We start from the raw sequence: 16689 nt of genomic DNA, 5'->3' as shown, positions 1-16689 counted from the left end.
AGAACAATGAAAAATCGACGGGAAAACTCTTCGACCTCTGTCGGTACCTTCGCACGCCTCGGCCTTGTGGTTCTGGCGGTGATGGGTGGCAGCGGCCTTGCGCTGAAATTGAACGGCGGACCGAAATCTGAGGAGGCCAGGCGCGTTCCTCTAGCTCTGCACGACGTGGCCGCAACGCCGGGAACGCAGTCGCTGGTGCTCGCTGGCGGCTGCTTCTGGGGCGTCCAAGGGGTGTTTCAGCACCTTGTCGGCGTCGTGAGCGCCACGGCTGGGTATGCCGGCGGGAGTGCTGCGACTGCGACCTACGAGATGACTGAGACCGGACAGACCGGTCATGCCGAAGCGGTGGAGGTCGTCTTCAATCCGCAGCAAGTCACCTACGCCCAGTTGTTGCAGATCTTTTTCTCTGTGGTTCACGACCCGACGCAGATGGATCAGCAAGGGCCCGATGTCGGGATGCAGTACCGCTCGGCGATCTTTCCACTGAACGACGAGCAGGCAAAGGTCGCCTCCGACTACATCGCGCAACTCGGCAAGGAACACGCGTTTAATCGCCCGATTGTGACTTCGATCGAAGTCGGGAAGACGTTCTATCGCGCGGAGGCCTATCATCAGGACTACGTCTACAACAATCCCAGCCAACCCTATGTCTACATTTACGAGCAGCCGAAAATCGAAGCTCTGAAGCAGCTTTTCTCGGCGCAGTATCGGGAGCGACCAGTGCTCGTCGCGGACTAGGCAGGTTGACCTTGGTCATAGCGATGCCGCGGGCGGATGTATCGCCTGCGGCAGTGGAGGGTCGATATGATTCCGGATCGGGGTCGGTCGAACCGGCTCAATCCGCGCCTACACCGCGATACGGTCTTGATGCATCCGAACACATTCGAGACACGCGCAGCCGTCACGCTGAATTTTACCGCTCCCCTGGAGGGATCCGAGTTCCGGATTGGTCTAAACGGGCCAAGCAATTGAGGAGAAAGCAATGCGCATTCTAGTCACCACCTTCGCAATGCTCGCGTTGGCCGCTGCGCCATGCGCCTGGGATAGTGCTCCGGATGAGCCGCCACCGATCGCGGCACTGTTCCTACCGTTGTCATCGCCGGATGCTGGCTCGAAGGAGCCCGCGCCGATTGCGAAGGCCTCCTTCGTGGCGACGTCGTCCAACAACGTATTCGCAGCGGTCGTCGGCGGACTGCGCTAGATTCCCGCGTTTGCCAACAATGGTCCGGTTCCCCGAACCTGAGTGTCGCTGAGCCGAACACTCAGCTCAGGTCGCTCAATTATCGCCGAATGTATGCCAATGTATCTCTCCACCTGATCCCTACACCTGCATGCAATTCCCGCCATCGGGCACACATTGGGTACACACGCCTGCCGGCTTCTATGAATGTCTTTAACGCAATCGGGAGAACATCGATGGCAGAGGAAATCAATCAACAGAGGCGGCGGTTCATGGGCGTGGCGGCCCTGACTGTCGCTGCCGCGCAACTGGGCGTCATCGGGACGAGCGTTGCGCAGGCGGCGACACCGGGCGCCGCCCGCATTCCCACCATCGCGCCAGGCACCAACACGTCGTTCGGCACAATCAAGCAGATCGATGCCGGTCTGCTGAACGTTGGCTATGCCGAACTTGGAGCGAGCGACGCGCCTCCGGTCATTCTCCTGCACGGCTGGCCCTATGACATCCATACCTATGTCGATGTTGCACCGCTGCTCGCCACAGCCGGCTATCGCGTCATCGTGCCCTATCTGCGTGGCTACGGCACGACGCGTTTCCTCTCCGACCAGACGATGCGCAACGGTCAACAGGCCGCAATCGCTGCTGATATCATCGCGCTCATGGATGCGCTGAAGATCGAAAAGGCGCTGATTGCCGGTTGTGATTGGGGAGCCCGGACCGCCGACATTATCGCGGCTCTTTGGGCTGAGCGTTGCAAGGCGCTGGTTTCCGTCAGCGGCTATCTTATCGGCAGCCAGCAAGCCAACAAGGCGCCGTTGCCGCCGAAGGCAGAGCTCGCGTGGTGGTATCAGTTCTACTTTGCCACCGAACGTGGGCGCGAAGGCTATCAACAATACCGGAGCGAGTTCGCCAGGCTGATCTGGCAGCTTGCGTCACCGAAATGGAATTTCGACGATGCGACCTTCAACCGCAGTGCCGCCGCGCTTGAAAATCCAGATCACGTCGACATCACCATCCACAACTACCGTTGGCGGATCAGCGCGGCCGAGGGCGAGCGCAGGTATGATGAGTTCGAAGCGCGGCTGGCCAAGTTCCCGGTTATCGGTGTGCCGACGATCACCCTGGAAGGCGATGCGAATGGCGCGCCTCATCCGCAGCCGGCGGCCTATGCCAAGAAGTTCTCGGGCAAGTACGAGCACCGGCTGATCACCGGCGGCATTGGTCACAACCTGCCGCAAGAGGCACCGCAAGCCTTTGCGCACGCAGTGATCGACGTCGATCGATTCTGATCGGCTTCCCGGCGGCAGCGCAGCGGTACCAACCGCGGCTTTCGGCGAGTTGGTTCAAGCCATTCATGGGCGGCTCATTCATATGTTCGATATGTGCCACCCAGCATGCTGGATTAACCGTCCCGGTCGGAGCGGCTATTCTACCTATTCGTCGCTCTCTTCCGCCTTGGGCGTGGTGCTAAAGAGGTTCTTGAGCGCATTGGTTTTGGTCTTCTGCGCCTTGCTCATCTTCAGCGCGCGATTGGCGGCCTTGGCCTGTTCCAGCATCATTTCAATCTGGATCTGCTGGATTTCGGTCAGTCGTTCCCACTGCCGGTTCAACAGATGATCGACCTTTTCATGGAGGTGGCGGATTTCCAACTCGGCCTTCAGATTGACCTTATAGTCGTTGAGCGCCCGCAACCGATCCTTTGATTCCTGGCGGCGCTGGCTCATCATGATGATTGGCGCCTGCAGCGCTGCAATGGTCGAAAGGATAAGGTTCAGCAGGATGAAGGGATAGACGTCGAAGGCAGCCTTGTCGCCGAGCATCAGATTGATTCCCATCCAGACGGCAAGGAACAAGCAGAAGGAGATGATAAAGGTCCAGCTTCCGCCGAAGGTTGCGACGACATCGGCGACGCGGTCGCCAATCGAACGGTGTTCCTCGTAGTCCTCTTCGATGTTTTCGGCGAGCGTGTCGTGGCTCTTCAGGCTCTCGACGACTTCGTCCTCCAGGTTGGAGAGTTCGCCTCGTTCGTCGCGCAGAAGCTCGGCAATGTACTGGCCGCGATAGTCATCGACCACCTTGCGGCTGATGTAGTCGTCCGAACGGAGGCCAGGGTGCTTCTGCCGCATGAAATCCGCGAGCGAGGGGCGCATATCGTCAAAATGGATGGCCTCCTTTTTCTTCAATGTGGCACCCGTGATCGCGTCCACCAGCTTGACTGACTTTGCCTTGGCCTGAGCGAGGCTCTTGGTGTAGTCATCCATCTCGACGGTGGCGGCCTCTCCGTGGCCGGCGTCGAAGTCGACGATTTCTCCTGCGAAGTCCAAGGGCTTCTCTTCTGCCATCTGCTGATCCTCGTTCCCGATTTTCGCCCGTCTAGCCATCAATTCGAACAGGATTGTGACATTGATCTCCCCCGCAAACTTAGGGGCTTGATGGCTGCTCTCGCAGGGGTCCCAAGAGACCCGCCGCAGCCTGCTTTAGAGACGTAGGCGGATGTTCTTTTGCCATATTTTCGGTCCCTCGGCACTGGCAGGAATGGCGCCACAACGGCGTTACGAGTAGCGGATGCCACCAATGGCAGCAATCGGCCCCATCACCGCCATTGGAATAGCCTCGACGTGCCTTGGCGGGACTCCCTTTGATACTCGCATGACCGTTTTTCAGCGGCAGCTGTCAAGGGCTGCCGCTCTTTTGTCCATAGTGAGTGATGGTTATCTCGGCCACGAGGCCGCCACCGTCCCGGTTGCGCAGCGTCAGCGACCCGCCGATTGCAGCGGCAAGCTGCACGGCGATAGCCAACCCAAGGCCGGTTCCGCCGGTGTCGCGACTACGCGACTGCTCAAGGCGGAAGAAGGGTTTGAGGACGGCTTCCAACTGGTCATCGGGGATACCGGGCCCACGATCCATCACCCTGACGACGATGGCCTCGTCAGCGCCACGCTGTACCTGGATCTCGGCGCTGCCGCCGAACTTCAGCGCGTTGTCGATGAGATTCGTGAGGACGCGCCTTAAGGCGTGCGGGCGCGTCATGATCGCGCCGCTGCTTATCTGCGTTATTGCAACATCCTTGCCGGTGTCCTGATAATCGTAGACAAGGCTCTCGATGAAGGACGAAAGGTCGATGCGCGACGCTTTCTCGACGTTGCCATGGGCGCTGCGCGCATAGGCGACACCTTCCTTGACGAGCCGTTCGATCTCGCTGAGATCCTGCATCAACTTATCTCGATCGCCGAAATCCTCGGCCATCTCAGCCCTGAGCTTCATACGCGTAATCGGCGTTTGCAAATCATGCGATATGGCCGCGAGTATCTGTACGCGCTCCTCGAGATATTGGGCGATGCGCTCGCGCATTGCGTTGAAGGCGGCTGCGGCGTAGGCGACTTCGCTTGGCCCTGTCTCACTGAGGCGAGGGGCCTTCACGTTCGGATCGAGCGTGTCTGCCGCTTTCGCCAGGTTGACCAGAGGGCGAATGGCCTGACGCACGGCAAACCAGCTGCAGAGCACCAGCAGAGCCAGTTGTGCGACGAGTACATAGGGCAGCCAGTCGGCGAGAGGCATGACGCCGGCCGGGTTGACGTCTATCGTCAACGGCGTGCCGTCGCTGAGAGCAAGATGCGCCTGGAGGCGAAAGTTCGGACCCGGGATTGTTTCGACCGTGATCGGATATTTGGACCCGATCGCCGTCCTCACCTTGGAGGCAATTTCGGTGCCGCGCGCGTCGAGCGCCGGCGTTCCCGGCAGGCCCGGCCCAAGAACAAATCTGTAGCTTCCCCGATCAAGACGATCGAGCCAATCCGCGCGCTCGTCCGGTGGGAGCCGATCGAGGATGGCGATCGAGGTCGAAACATCGTTTTCGAGGGTGTTGAACATCATCGACTTTGCAGCCGTGTAGCGCTCGAAAAACAGCACTGTGAACGACATGGCATGCGCAATCGCCAGACCGGCAAGCAGAATAAGAAATAGCCGCGCTCCGAGGGTGCGTGGCCACAGGCGAAATCCATTCAGCAGGGCGTGCGTCGCCATCAGCGGGCCTCGGTGATCTCGATCGGCATTGAAAAGACATAACCCTCGCTGCGGACGGTCTTGATATAGATCGGCTCTCGGGCGTCGTCTCCGAGACGCTGGCGGACACGGCTGACCAGAAGGTCGATCGACCGATCGAAAAGCTCGGCGTCGCGGCCCTGCGTCAGGTTGAGAAGCTGGTCGCGGTTGAGAACGCGCTGGGGGTGGTCGATGAAGACGCGCAGCAGGCGATATTCGGCGCCGCTAAGGGCGATCACCGTCCCGTCGGAATCGATAAGGTGGCGTGCCGTGGTGTCCAGTTTCCACTTGCCGAAGCTCAGCAACTGACCGGCCTCCGACACCTGCAGATTGGGTGGCAGCATACGGGTACGCCGAAGGACAGCTTTGATGCGGGCCAACAATTCGCGTGCCGAAAACGGTTTGGCGAGGTAGTCGTCCGCACCCATCTCGAGACCGATAATGCGATCCATCTCGTCGGTGCGGGCCGTCAGCATGACGATGGGTATGGCCTTGTGTCGGCCGGCACGCAACTCGCGGCTAAGAACGAGGCCGTCGTCGCCGGGCATCATGACGTCAAGGATGATTAGATCAACCGAGTTCGCTTCGAGAAAGGAGCGCATATGCCGCCCGTCCGGAACGGCGGTGACGCGCAGGCCATTCTTTTTCAGGTAGCTCGATACGAGCTCCCTTATTTCGCGATCGTCATCGACAATCAGGATGTGGTCGATATGTTCCATCGCGTGATCTCCATTATTGCACTGCTACCGACGCCCTTGATGTATCCGGCATATGTTTGCGGCATTCAGGCGTGCATCTCGCTGTATCCTGCGGCTCGTTGGACACATTGCGATACAATCTCTGTACCTTGAATTCTTTTGAAAAGTCATGGAAATCGCTCAAGTCGGCGCGACGGCGGTTGGTCGGTAGCTATCCAGCAAACAGGGTGTCGATCAGTTCGGAGGTCGAGCACCGCCAAAGCTCACCTTCTCCAGTTCCTGCCCACAACGACAGAAGGTCCGCCGAGCCTTTTGCGACCGAGGCGGCTCGCAAATCGCGGGCAAACTTGTTTTGCGCCGGTTGGGCAGGTCCGAGGATTTGGACACCGAGCGTGATTTTCCAGACAAGCGATGTGCTTTCGGGGAGGGGTTCAAACCACGTCAATCTTGAAATCCGCACCTTCCCACCGCTGCGAATCCGTCCAGAAAACCGTAAAGACGATGGCGCCGGGACCGAGCGCCTTCGTCGGCAGGTCGCAGACGTAGGTGCCAAAGCCGGTATCGCGGGCATGGCTGTCGGTGGCAGTTGCCCAACCGTCGGTGGACCAGTGTATCAGGGCGGGCTCAGGCAATTCGATGCGCAGGGCACGGCCGGGCGCCATATGGATGCGCTTGGCGTTTGGCCGCCACGAGAAAGGCGCTGGCGCAGGCTTTGCCGCGACATAGCGAGCAAAGGTCTGCGGCGGCATGTCGAAGATTACGCCGTCGCGGATCGAGCGCAGCAGCTTTATATGTTCCGCATGAGCCCAGACCAGGGGCATGGCACTGCCGGAAGGACGACCGAGGAAGAGCTCGCGTTCCGGCACGTCATCGCTATCCCAGATCTGCTCCGGCAGGAGCCCGCCACCGCTAGCCGAGGCCTCCAGCGCTGCCAGCAGGCGTTGCGCCTCGTCCCGTCGTCCGGCGGCGAGTTCGTAGTGGGCGCGCTCACCGGTCAAAAGTGGCCAAAGCCTCCCGACACCGCGGCCGGCGAACGGGGCGCCACCGATCCGTTCGCCGTAGCCGTCTTCATTGTACCGGTACCAGTAAGATCCGGTCGGCAGGTCACGGCGCAGCTCGGCGTCAATCGCTGCGATCGTGCCTAGGATGCGGGGGTCGTCGGCGGCCCGGAGACCGAACCGTACCAGGGCGAGCGCGTCGGGGCTAAGGAGAAGGTCCGCCTCGAGCACGGCGCCGCCATCGTCGCGGTTGCGGATCGGGATGAAGTCTCGACCGAGCGAAGACGCGCCGTCCGTCGCCGTGGCAATGCGAACATAGTAACCGTCGATGCCAAGACGGCGCGACAACTCCGTATCGGTGGCGTAGGTCCACTCTTCGATGCGCTCGTTCCAGCCATCAGCCACCTCCCGCAGATATTGCGCAGCAGACAACCGCCCGGCCGCTTCCGTCGCATCAGCCGCGGCAAGCAACCCGGCGATCTCGACGGCGAGCGTGAAGGGCGAGTAGCCCGCGTCCTCTTCCCAGCGATCCTGCTGGGTGGCTGGCCCATTCGTGACGATATAGGCCGCGGCGGCCTCGATCATCGGCAGATATCGGCCGGTCTCCGAGAGACCGATCACGCCGGCACGCAAAAGCATGTCGTAAAGCAGGATGGGAAAGGCCGTCTCGTCCATCTGGATGCCGTGCCAGTAGGGCCGACCATCGAGCCAGGCGTTTTGCACCCAATGGCCGTCCGCTTCCTGGATCGCCGAAAGATAATCGAGCACCGAACGCGCATCGGCCTTGGCGCCTGCGGCGAGCAATCCGCCTGCCGTTTCCACCAGATCGCGGGTCCAGACCAGATGATAGCCACCGAGGTCGTCGTCGCTCTTGTTGAAGCCCCACGGGATGGAAAGGCTGGCGATGATGGCGCCGGAAGCATCGTCGCAGTGGGTGGCAAGCACGCTGGTACTGACACGATATCGGTTCAACTGGGTGGGATTATGGGGCTCGTCGAGGGCAAGCAGGCCGGCCTGCCAATCCCGCCAGCCGCTCAGATAACGTCTGAGCGCTGGCTCGATACCCTGTTCCAGGCTGAGGATTGCACGGAATGCAGCCTCTTCCGGCTGCGTTCCGAAGCCTATTGCGACCAGTGCCCGCCCTTCGCCAGCCTGCAGGTCGAGCGTTCCCGATAGCGCAACGTTGCCGGACGCGGCATAGCTGTACTCTTCTTTCAGTCCCTCGCCACGCGACAGCGTCTGCCAGCCATCGGAAAAGCCTACATAGCCGGCCGAACGTGCCAGCCAAGGTACAGAGGCGGCAACCGCGAGCACTCGTCCGGAGCCCTCGGCAAACAGCATCGGTCTGCCCTTGAAATCGGCGCACCAGGCGGTGTTGTCGGCACCCCCATTCACGAGATGCGGCGCTACGAGAGCATGCAGCTGGTAGTCGGAAAGGTTGCCGATCAACGCCTCGAAGCGGACGTCCTGCAGCACGACCTCCCGCTCGGGATCTGAGAAGATGGTCTTGGTGATGCGATAGCGACCATCGCGGGCGGTGTTGATGAGGCGGAAAGCCGGAACGCCATCCTCGATCGCCTGCACCTGATGATCGGCGTCGCGCTTCTCCTCGGAAAAGTAGTCATCGGCCGTCACGATGAAACCGAAATCACGCACGCAGGCCATATCGAGCCGGGGCGCATAGATCTCGTTGAGGATGCCGTGGCTTGCCGTGAACCAAACGGGGCTTGCCGGGCCAATAGCGGTGCCGACCGCGCTCTTATCACTTGATGTCCAGCGAGGCTCAATACCGGGAGCGCCGGGAGGGTCTATGGAACCGGGGGGTAAGATCGGAAAGCTCAAGTGATGATCCTCCGCTTAGTATGCACCCTCTTCAGTGAGCCATCCTTGGGTTGAAATCAAGCAACACCGCATTGCGCGTGGCGCTTGACAGACGGTACCGATCTTGCGCCGATACGCAGCGCGGGAAGGATTGAGTGCACGGATCGGGCAAAGGAGCGTGAAAGAGATGACAGACATAGCTGGAAGCCCTGTGGCGGAGCAGGTGCGGACCTCTGGCAAGCCCGAGGCCGGTGCTGCGCCAGCCGACCGTATCGTGCTTGCCGTCGATGTCGGTGGGTCGCATGTGAAGGTCGAACTCAGCAGCGGCAGCGAGCGGCGTGCGGTCGAATCTGGCGACCAGATGACGGCGACCAAGATGGTGGCGTCGCTGCGCGATCTTACCAGCGACTGGCATTACGATGTCGTCACCGTGGGTTACCCCGGCCCTGTGGTCGGCAACCGGGCTGCGGCCGATCCCTTCAATCTTGGCCCCGGATGGAAGAATTTCGATTTCGAAGTCGCCATCGGCCGGCCGGTGCGGATGGTCAATGACGCCCTGATGCAGGCGATCGGCAGCTATGAGAAGGGCCGGATGCTCTTCCTCGGCCTCGGCACTGGCCTCGGCTCGGCCATGATCGCCGAGAATGTCTGCATGCCTCTGGAACTGGCGCACATGCCTTACCGGAAAGCAACCTTCGAGGACTATGTCGGCGAACGTGGTTTGAAGCGGCGGGGCAAAAGCAAATGGCGGAAATCGGTCTTCGATGTCGTGGATCGTCTAAGCGCGGCGCTACTGCCTGACTACATCGTGATCGGCGGCGGCAATATCGACCGACTCAAGGAGTTGCCGCCGAAGTGTCGACGCGGCAATAACGACAACGCTTTTCGCGGCGGCTTCCGTGTCTGGCTGGACGATAGCCTGCGGATTTGAGCGACAACGCCTCCGGCCGGATCGCGCCAAAGGCCGATATGGAGCCATTCCCCAAAGAGCGGGACCATCGGAAACCAACAGCTGCAGGGAGCGCAGCGATCAGCGTCTAAGCCGTCGCGCGCTACAGCCGCGAGGCGATGTGCGTGCCCGGTGAAGGAGCACGCACACCATCAACGGATCATCAGCGAAAACCGCCGCTTGCGACCAGTCGTTCGCCGGTCAGCCAGCGGGCATCGTCGGAAGCGAGGAAGACGGCGATCCCGGCGATATCGTCCGGCTGGCCAATGCGGCCGAGCGGAGTCTGGGTCACTGCGCTGCGCTCGAAATCCGAGCCGATAAACCCTGCTGTGTGGGTTCCCTCGGTCTCGACGATGCCCGGGAGGATCGCATTGACCCGGATTTTGCGCGGGCCCAGCTCATTGGCAAGCACGCTGGTAATGCTGTCCACTGCGCCCTTTGTCCCGGTGTAGACGCTGGAGGCTGGCGGAGCCAGACTGGTCACCGCCGACGAGATGTTGATGACGCTGCCGCCCTCATCGAGATGCTTGAGCGCTGCTTGGGTGCTCAGCAGAACGCCCAGAACGTTCACGTCGAACATGCGACGATATTGTTCCTCGGTCACCTGCTCGATCGGCGCGAATTCGTAGACGCCAGAGTTGTTGACCAACACGTCGAGCTGACCGAATTCCTTGACTGCAGCGTCCACCAATCCCTGCGCCTGTTCGGCCTTCGAAACGTCGCCTTGGACTGCGATGGCTTTGCCACCGGCCGCCGTAATCGTCTCGACCACTGCGTCTGCTCCCGCCTTGCTCGAAGCGTAGTTCACCACCACCTGTGCGCCTTCGGCTGCGAGTGCCTTGGCGATCGCGGCACCGATCCCTTTGGAGCCTCCCGTCACGACGGCGACTTTTCCAGCGAGCTTGCCCATCCTGCATTCCTTTCTACTCGGAGTGCCGTCGGAACTGACGGCGTTGTTCCGTAGTTCGGAAATTCGGAACTGTTGATCTTGGTTTCAAGCCCCCATATACAAAAATCATGAGACCGCTCTTTCATCCAGCAATAGAGGACGTACGGCCTGAAGCGATCCTGCATGCCCTCTCCGATCCGGAGCGCGCGGCGATATTCGCGCAAATTGCGGGCAGCGGTTCCGGCGGGACGTGCGCTGCGTTTGCCAACATGCGCGAGCGCGTAATCCCCAAGTCATCGCTATCGAACCACATCAAGGTGCTGCGCGAGGCCGGCCTTATCCGCTGCGAGCGTCAGGGTGTCGAAATGCGTAACCATTCGCGCTGTTCGGAATTGGATGAACGCTTTCCAGGTCTCGCTACGGCCATTCTGAGTGCTTACGGATGGTTTCCCCGAGAAGCGAAGGCGGATTGACAGCTATACAACGGGTTGGGCGAGCTGTCTTTGCTGGGCGCCTGTCAATGGCTCATCAGCAGCGGAACAGTGGCATGGGATAGCAGGCGATAGGTAACACGGCCGAGGAGAAGTTCGAGCAGATACCCATGCTTGAACGCGCCAATCAGAATGCACGTGGCGTTCACCGATGTGCCAAAATCGAGGATGGTGTTGCCGACCGAGCGGCCGGTTGATGAGGTGACGACGATCTCGGCATCGAGTCCCAGCTGACGGCAGATTTCCCTCGCGGTGCTCTCGTAATGCCTGTTCGGCTTATCGTCGACACAGAGCACGGTTATACGGTTGGCGGCGAGGAGCCAGCGCCTTGCGGCAACCATTGTGCGGCGCGCGTGCTCATGCGGTTTCCAGCCGATGAGAACGTGGTCCAGCAGATGTCCGCGGTAGCCACTGGCCGGCGGGACGAGCACAAGCTTGCCTTCATGAAAGAGGACATTGTGGAAGACATCACGGGCATCGAGATTGCCCCTGTAGGGCGTGATGACAAGCGACGCGTTCTGACACACGTCGCCGACGCAGCGGCGCAGGTCACCCTGGCAATCGCCGAGCACCAGGCTTTGCCGGTGAGGAGCGCTGAGTTTCCACTCGCCGAAGAGCCGCTTGACGCGCTCGTACCGCTCGTGGGTCGATCCTTCCTCAAGCTCCCGCAGCATCTGCAATTCGATTTCCTCAGCCGACACAAGCATCGCCAGTGGGTCGGCACCGATATGTACGGCGGCGATGCTATCCTGTACGGCATCGGCCGCGTCGTCGGCCAGATCTAGGCAGGACTGTGCCGAGGACGGATCGGGCAGCAGCACGATAACATCGGCATCCTGAGTGAGGTCACGAACGTTGCGCGGCACCGCGCCTGCGTTAGGCGCGTTGAAGCCTTCTGACCAGTTTTGGTGATCGCTGGTTGTCGTGGTCACGCCGGCCCTCCTTCTTTGGATCGGCCTCGCAAAGTTACTCGGTGATAATACGCCAATATAGCCGGTGTTGAAATCGTCTCTGCAGACGAAGGCAACCTATTTTGAGAACTTGTCGACTAGGCGGGCGCCGGCATTCCAGGTTGCGTGATGTCGCTGGCATTGTTCCCGGCGGTCTTGCGCCTTGATCGCGACCTGTTAGAATTTCGGGTGCCAAGCTTTTGTGTTGGCTGCATTTTTGGGTTCCCTCTGGCGATGTGCGGTGCGCGATGGAGATGCCAGCTACCTCTAAGCTCAGTTATGGCGCGGAGCCCGGATTGCGCTTCGCCCTGCTCTTGGATGGGCGGGGTGGCTGTACTCAGCTGGATATTGCCCAAGCGCGACGATGGAAGCCCGAGGACGGGATCATCTGGCTGCATTTCGAACGCAATCATGCGGCGGCGGCCGATTGGATCAACAGGGAAAGCGGCCTCGACAGCTTCGTCACGGAAGCGCTTCTCGAAGAGGAGACGCGGCCACGCGTCGAACCGGTCGACGATGGGCTCTTGATCATCCTTCGCGGCGTGTGCGCGACCGCTCCGGACGAAGAGCCGGAGAAGCAGACCGATATCGATCTCGTGCCACTGCACATGTGGGTCGACGTCAACAAGGTTATCTCGCTACGGGACCGCGGCCACTACATTACCGCGCTTCGCGACATTCGTCTGGCGCTCGAGAAAGGCAAAGGCCCGCATCGCACTGGAGATCTCCTGTCGCTGATCGGCGACAAACTTGTGCGCGATCTGGAGCCCGTGCTCGACTCCATGGATGAAGAGGTGGACGAGCTTGACGAGATGATTTTTCAAGGTGAGGCAAGCGAGGTGCGCGAGCGCTTGAAGCTGTTGCGCCGGCGGTCCGTTCAGCTTCGCCGTTACCTTGCACCGCAACGCGATGCTTTGAACCGTATCGAGCATGACGACGCGCCATGGCTCCTTGAGCGCGACAAGTTGCGGATGCGCGAAGTGATCGACAAGCTGATGCGCTTCATTGAATACCTCGACGCTATTCGCGACCGCACGGGCATTCTGCATGACGACCTTTCGACCGTGATCAGTGAGCGGATTGCGCGCAACTCCAACCGACTGGCGGCGCTGGCGGCCCTGCTACTGCCGCCAAGCGTGGTGGCCGGCCTGTTCGGGATGAACGTTGGAGGCATTCCGGGGGTCAACGACACCTGGGCCTTCATCATCATCGTTGTGTTCGTGACGGTCACATCGGTTGCGACGCTCTGGGTGCTTCGGCGGATCGGCTGGCTCTGACCAGTGACAGTATCACGTGTACAGGCAATGCGTTCCAGCAGTGAGGGCGGCACGCGCCATGTGGGTGGCCACGGCCTTCATCGTCATTTCGCTGCGCGCCGCGTCGCTGATCTCCGCGCCTTACCCGAGGTTTCAGTCACGTCGCCGTGATTTCAACCACGCGTTCTTGACAATGGATTTGCGCGGTAAATATCTGTGATCTCCGGCTTCAGACGTAAGGCCCCAACTCAGCATGATCGACACGCGCTTTTCGACTGCTTTACAGATTGTCATCAGTGTGGCTGTCAACGAAGAGGCAAATCTCCGCACCACGAGCCAATCACTTGCGCAAGGGCTCGATACAAGCGCCAGCTTCGTACGCAAACTGCTGCTGCCGCTCAATGAAGGCGGCATCCTCGCCACCGCTCAGGGTGGCAAGGGTGGTATCAGCTTGGCGCGGCCGCGCAACCAGATATTGCTCAGCCAGATCTATGCTGCCGTAACCGGCGACAAGAAGATCTGGGCGACCCGGCACGACATCCCACATGAGGGCCTTGTGGGCGAGAATATCGGCGATCTCTCGGAGTTTCTTTGCGATCGAGCCGAGCGGGCCGTCGTCGACATGCTTGGTTCGGTGACCATCGAAGACAGCGTGGCGGAGCTACGCCGCCTCGAGGCACAGAAATCGGCCGGCGCCCGGCAGCCGGCGGATGCGAGCTTCGTGAGTGGCCACCACGCCGCCGAGTAGCGTTATCCTTAAAACGAAAGGGGCGGCCGGGCAGGGAACCCGAACCACCCCTCCTAACTGATCGGAGGTCAATCTGATCAGAAACTCTCAAGCGCGGCACCGCGCTGCCTCTCCCCATGACTTTAACCACAGAGAGAGGCAGAAACGCGGCGCCGCTTTTTGATTAGAATGCGCGCTGGAGGCGGAAGAAGCCAGTCGTCACGTCGTCGCCGTTGTCCGGGTCGAGGTAGTTGACGGTTGCCTTGGCGTAGAGGTTGTCGGCGATCTGATAGTCAACCGTCAGGCCGACCTTCCAGGCATCGTTGTTGTCGTTGAAGTCGCCCGCAGTGATGCCGTAGTTGCCGTAGTACTGGACAGCCGGGGTGATCTTCAGCTTGTCGGTCGCCTTGATCGCGTATTCAGCAGCGATTGCCCATTCAGCAGCCTGATAGTAGGAGTTCGGGCCGCTCGAATAGACGCCTGCGAGGCCGAGGGTGCCCGGGCCGATAGCAACCGTACCCATGGCGCGAACAGCGCCTTCTTCGTTATCCGTGTCGTAGCCAGCCGTGACCTGGTAGGTGAATACGCCAGCCTTGCCGCCGATGGCGACTGCTACGCCGACGTTGTTCGGATTTTCGCCGCTGCTGTAGTAGCCGTCTTCCAGCTCGTCAACGCTGATGCCAGCGTAGAAGTTGTCCGCCTCATACTGATAACGGATCGAGTTATGCAGCGTAACCTTGCTGCCGACGTCGTCGGTTTCGCCCGAGAGACCATCGTCCCACCAGCTGTAGAACAGACCGGCGCGGAAGCCAGCGATGTCGATGTAGGCGGAGTCAAGCAGAGCCGCCTGTGAGGAAGCGTTGTCGGCGTTGGTCTGCAGGACGATCACACCAGTGAGCGGGCCGTATTCGGTGTCGCTCTTGGCAGTGAACTGAACCTGGCCACGGGTGTAGGCGTCCCAGTCAGAGTCGTTGGCGACATTGGCGCCGCTGCCCTTGGTCGCGCTGGCGTTCGGGCCGGCGTTGACCTGGAAACGGATGTAACCGCTGATCTTCAGGCAGGTTTCGGTGCCCGGGATGTAGAAGTAGCCGCTGCCGTAAGCGTCGCAAACGCGGACGTATTCAACCGGCTCCGGCTCGGCAGCAACGATGGCGTCAGCAGCCTGTGCGCTCGAGATAGCAGCCAAGGCCGCCGCCGAGCTCATGAGGATCGTCTTAATGTTCATAGTCAGTCCAATCTTCTGTCGATTGGGCACAGGTCATCACTGCCGAAAACCGGCTCTACCTACCCCAAATTGTTTCGTACAAGCCCTTGCGGGAAACGCGGTACGTCCGCAGCGCCAAATTACATTTCCGACCAAATGTATCAATCATAGATACTGTCAAAATTGGGTTTTGCTGCAAGGCGGAATTTGGGTGTTGCGCAAAGGCAACTATCGCTTTCTGCGCAAGAATACGTTTACTACCGCAGGCTATAACCGATTGTTACTCAACACGTTTTTGTAGTTCATGTTATCCGGATAACAATGTTGCATTGCAGTATTTCGTCGCGCGGTCGCGTTCATCCTTTCTTCAGTCGCGTTCCGGAATCATGGTAAAAATACGCCTCGCTGGATGCGCGCCTTATCCGTGAGCGCGGCCGTTACGGAATCGCCGGGATTGAGCCGGAGAGTGCCATGTCCGTCGATCAGGTGTTCCAGCAAATTTGTCAGCCCGCTACTGAAGTGCCGGCTCGCCTCGGCTGCCTCGTCGCTTGCAAGCGTCGTGGAGCCGATGATTCGAACGCCGAAGATGTTGATGGTCTCATTGGCCTTGGTCAGCGCACAATTTCCGCCCCTTTCAGCGGCGAGATCGATGATGACCGTTCCCGGGCTGAGCCGTGAAACCATATCCTCGTCAATCAGCACGGGGGCGGTTTGACCGGGATTCACGACGCTGGTCGTGATCAATTGCATCTTCGACAGGGGACCGGAAAGCTCTTGGCGAAGCCGCGCCAGCTCTTGCTCCGATGACGTGTCGAGAAATTTGGCACCGAGCCGTTCGATCTTCGCTTGCAAATCTTTTCCAAGGCCAAAACCATGGGTCAGTGCGCCGAGGCGGCGTGCGGTCGCCAATGCCTGCAGGCTTGCTGCGTCACTGCCCAAGGCGGCCATTTTGACCGGTCGCACGAAGCTTCCGTCCACCATTAGCATCGGATGCGAAATGCCGAATTGCCTTGCTGCCTCCAAGACGGCGGCGTGACCGGTGATGGCTGCCTGTCTCGAAGAGATATCCGCACCCTTTAGGCCTTGCATCCCGGAAAGCTGGGCGATGTCGAGATGGAGCGGCTGCTGTCCAGCGAGAGGACGGGTGTCCTGGGGTGCATTCGAACCAAGGAAGATAAGAATTGAGGTCGCCGGAAATACCCGCGTGGCTGCCGGCTGTCGCACGCTGACGAACATGTGTGACGAGGATACCATGTCAGCGAACTCGACGGGCTTTGCGCCGGCGGCGATATAGGCGTCGTCCGCATGGCCTGCGCCGACGCCGCATCCGCGCTCGAACCAAATCGACATTCGGCCGGAAAGGCGCCGCACATCCTCCGGCGTCAACGCAACCCGACGCTCACCGGGATGTGTTTCCCGAAGAAGCCCGGCACGGACGCGGACAAGGTTGGACATTCATCGCTCTGGAAAAGGGGTAAATCGAAA

General features: G+C 60.3%; 15 protein-coding genes. 7 read left to right on the top strand and 8 right to left on the bottom strand.

The genetic code is table 11. The annotated features are described in order from the left end of the window. The first annotated feature begins 6 nt into the window (after positions 1–6). The 3 genes from msrA (at position 7) to ATY80_RS25840 (ending at position 2469) form a co-directional block, all read left to right on the top strand. The gene (gene msrA, locus ATY80_RS25850) at positions 7–738 is read left to right on the top strand and encodes a peptide-methionine (S)-S-oxide reductase MsrA (protein WP_088695137.1); all 732 of its coding nucleotides are present in this window, start codon (positions 7–9) and stop codon (positions 736–738) included. 244 nt (positions 739–982) lie between these two features. Continuing rightward, a complete protein-coding gene (locus tag ATY80_RS25845; RefSeq protein WP_088695136.1) occupies positions 983–1201 on the top strand; it encodes a hypothetical protein in 219 nt (72 codons plus the stop codon). Between the two features lie 215 nt (positions 1202–1416). Next, the gene (locus ATY80_RS25840; protein WP_088695135.1) at positions 1417–2469 is read left to right on the top strand and encodes an alpha/beta hydrolase; all 1053 of its coding nucleotides are present in this window, start codon (positions 1417–1419) and stop codon (positions 2467–2469) included. 144 nt (positions 2470–2613) lie between these two features. On the opposite strand, the gene ATY80_RS25835 is transcribed toward ATY80_RS25840, so the two are convergent. The 4 genes from ATY80_RS25835 to ATY80_RS25815 all read right to left on the bottom strand — a co-directional run bounded on the left by ATY80_RS25835 (position 2614) and on the right by ATY80_RS25815 (position 8759). Next, complete coding sequence (locus ATY80_RS25835) at positions 2614–3522, bottom strand: DUF1003 domain-containing protein (protein WP_088695201.1); 909 nt, start codon at positions 3520–3522, stop codon at positions 2614–2616. Between the two features lie 331 nt (positions 3523–3853). Continuing rightward, positions 3854–5203 (bottom strand): HAMP domain-containing sensor histidine kinase, encoded by a 1350-nt coding sequence (locus ATY80_RS25830; protein ID WP_088695134.1) that lies wholly within the window; start codon positions 5201–5203, stop codon positions 3854–3856. Then, positions 5203–5940, bottom strand: a complete 738-nt coding sequence (locus ATY80_RS25825; RefSeq protein WP_088695133.1) for a response regulator — start codon at positions 5938–5940, stop codon at positions 5203–5205. The genes ATY80_RS25830 and ATY80_RS25825 overlap by 1 nt, the downstream gene beginning before the upstream one ends. A gap of 410 nt (positions 5941–6350) precedes the next feature. Next, entirely contained in the window at positions 6351–8759 is a 2409-nt protein-coding gene (locus ATY80_RS25815; protein WP_088695131.1) for a glucan 1,4-alpha-glucosidase, read from the bottom strand. A gap of 166 nt (positions 8760–8925) precedes the next feature. Here ATY80_RS25815 and ATY80_RS25810 point away from each other — a divergent pair, with 166 nt between their 5' ends. Beyond that, positions 8926–9669, top strand: a complete 744-nt coding sequence (locus ATY80_RS25810) for an ROK family protein (protein ID WP_245306933.1) — start codon at positions 8926–8928, stop codon at positions 9667–9669. Positions 9670–9850: 181 nt separating this feature from the next. Here ATY80_RS25810 and ATY80_RS25805 read toward each other — a convergent pair whose 3' ends face one another. Beyond that, on the bottom strand, positions 9851–10597 hold the full coding sequence (locus ATY80_RS25805; protein WP_088695130.1) for a glucose 1-dehydrogenase: 747 nt from the start codon (positions 10595–10597) through the stop codon (positions 9851–9853). Positions 10598–10704: 107 nt separating this feature from the next. Between ATY80_RS25805 and ATY80_RS25800 the strand changes: the two genes are divergently transcribed. Then, on the top strand, positions 10705–11049 hold the full coding sequence (locus tag ATY80_RS25800) for a helix-turn-helix domain-containing protein (protein WP_088695129.1): 345 nt from the start codon (positions 10705–10707) through the stop codon (positions 11047–11049). Between the two features lie 44 nt (positions 11050–11093). Here the strand turns inward: ATY80_RS25800 and ATY80_RS25795 are convergent, their stop codons facing one another. After that, positions 11094–11999 (bottom strand): universal stress protein, encoded by a 906-nt coding sequence (locus tag ATY80_RS25795; protein WP_088695128.1) that lies wholly within the window; start codon positions 11997–11999, stop codon positions 11094–11096. Positions 12000–12265: 266 nt separating this feature from the next. Between ATY80_RS25795 and ATY80_RS25790 the strand changes: the two genes are divergently transcribed. Then, positions 12266–13294: a CorA family divalent cation transporter gene (locus ATY80_RS25790; RefSeq protein WP_088695127.1), complete on the top strand. Its 1029-nt coding sequence runs from the start codon at positions 12266–12268 to the stop codon at positions 13292–13294. A gap of 232 nt (positions 13295–13526) precedes the next feature. Further along, a complete protein-coding gene (locus ATY80_RS25785; RefSeq protein ID WP_088695126.1) occupies positions 13527–14021 on the top strand; it encodes an Rrf2 family transcriptional regulator in 495 nt (164 codons plus the stop codon). Between the two features lie 163 nt (positions 14022–14184). On the opposite strand, the gene ATY80_RS25780 is transcribed toward ATY80_RS25785, so the two are convergent. Together ATY80_RS25780 and ATY80_RS25775 are read right to left on the bottom strand one after the other, a co-directional pair. Continuing rightward, complete coding sequence (locus ATY80_RS25780) at positions 14185–15225, bottom strand: porin (RefSeq protein WP_088695125.1); 1041 nt, start codon at positions 15223–15225, stop codon at positions 14185–14187. Positions 15226–15588: 363 nt separating this feature from the next. Continuing rightward, positions 15589–16659 carry an NAD/NADP transhydrogenase subunit alpha gene (locus ATY80_RS25775; protein ID WP_088695124.1) on the bottom strand — a complete coding sequence of 357 codons (1071 nt, stop codon included), beginning with the start codon at positions 16657–16659 and terminating at the stop codon, positions 15589–15591. Between the last annotated feature and the right edge of the window lie 30 nt (positions 16660–16689).

The organism is Rhizobium sp. R711, assembly GCF_002211365.1.
Lineage (GTDB): Bacteria > Pseudomonadota > Alphaproteobacteria > Rhizobiales > Rhizobiaceae > Rhizobium.
The sequence above is the reverse complement of the archived record's forward strand: the minus strand, read 5'-3'. Positions and strand labels throughout refer to the sequence as shown.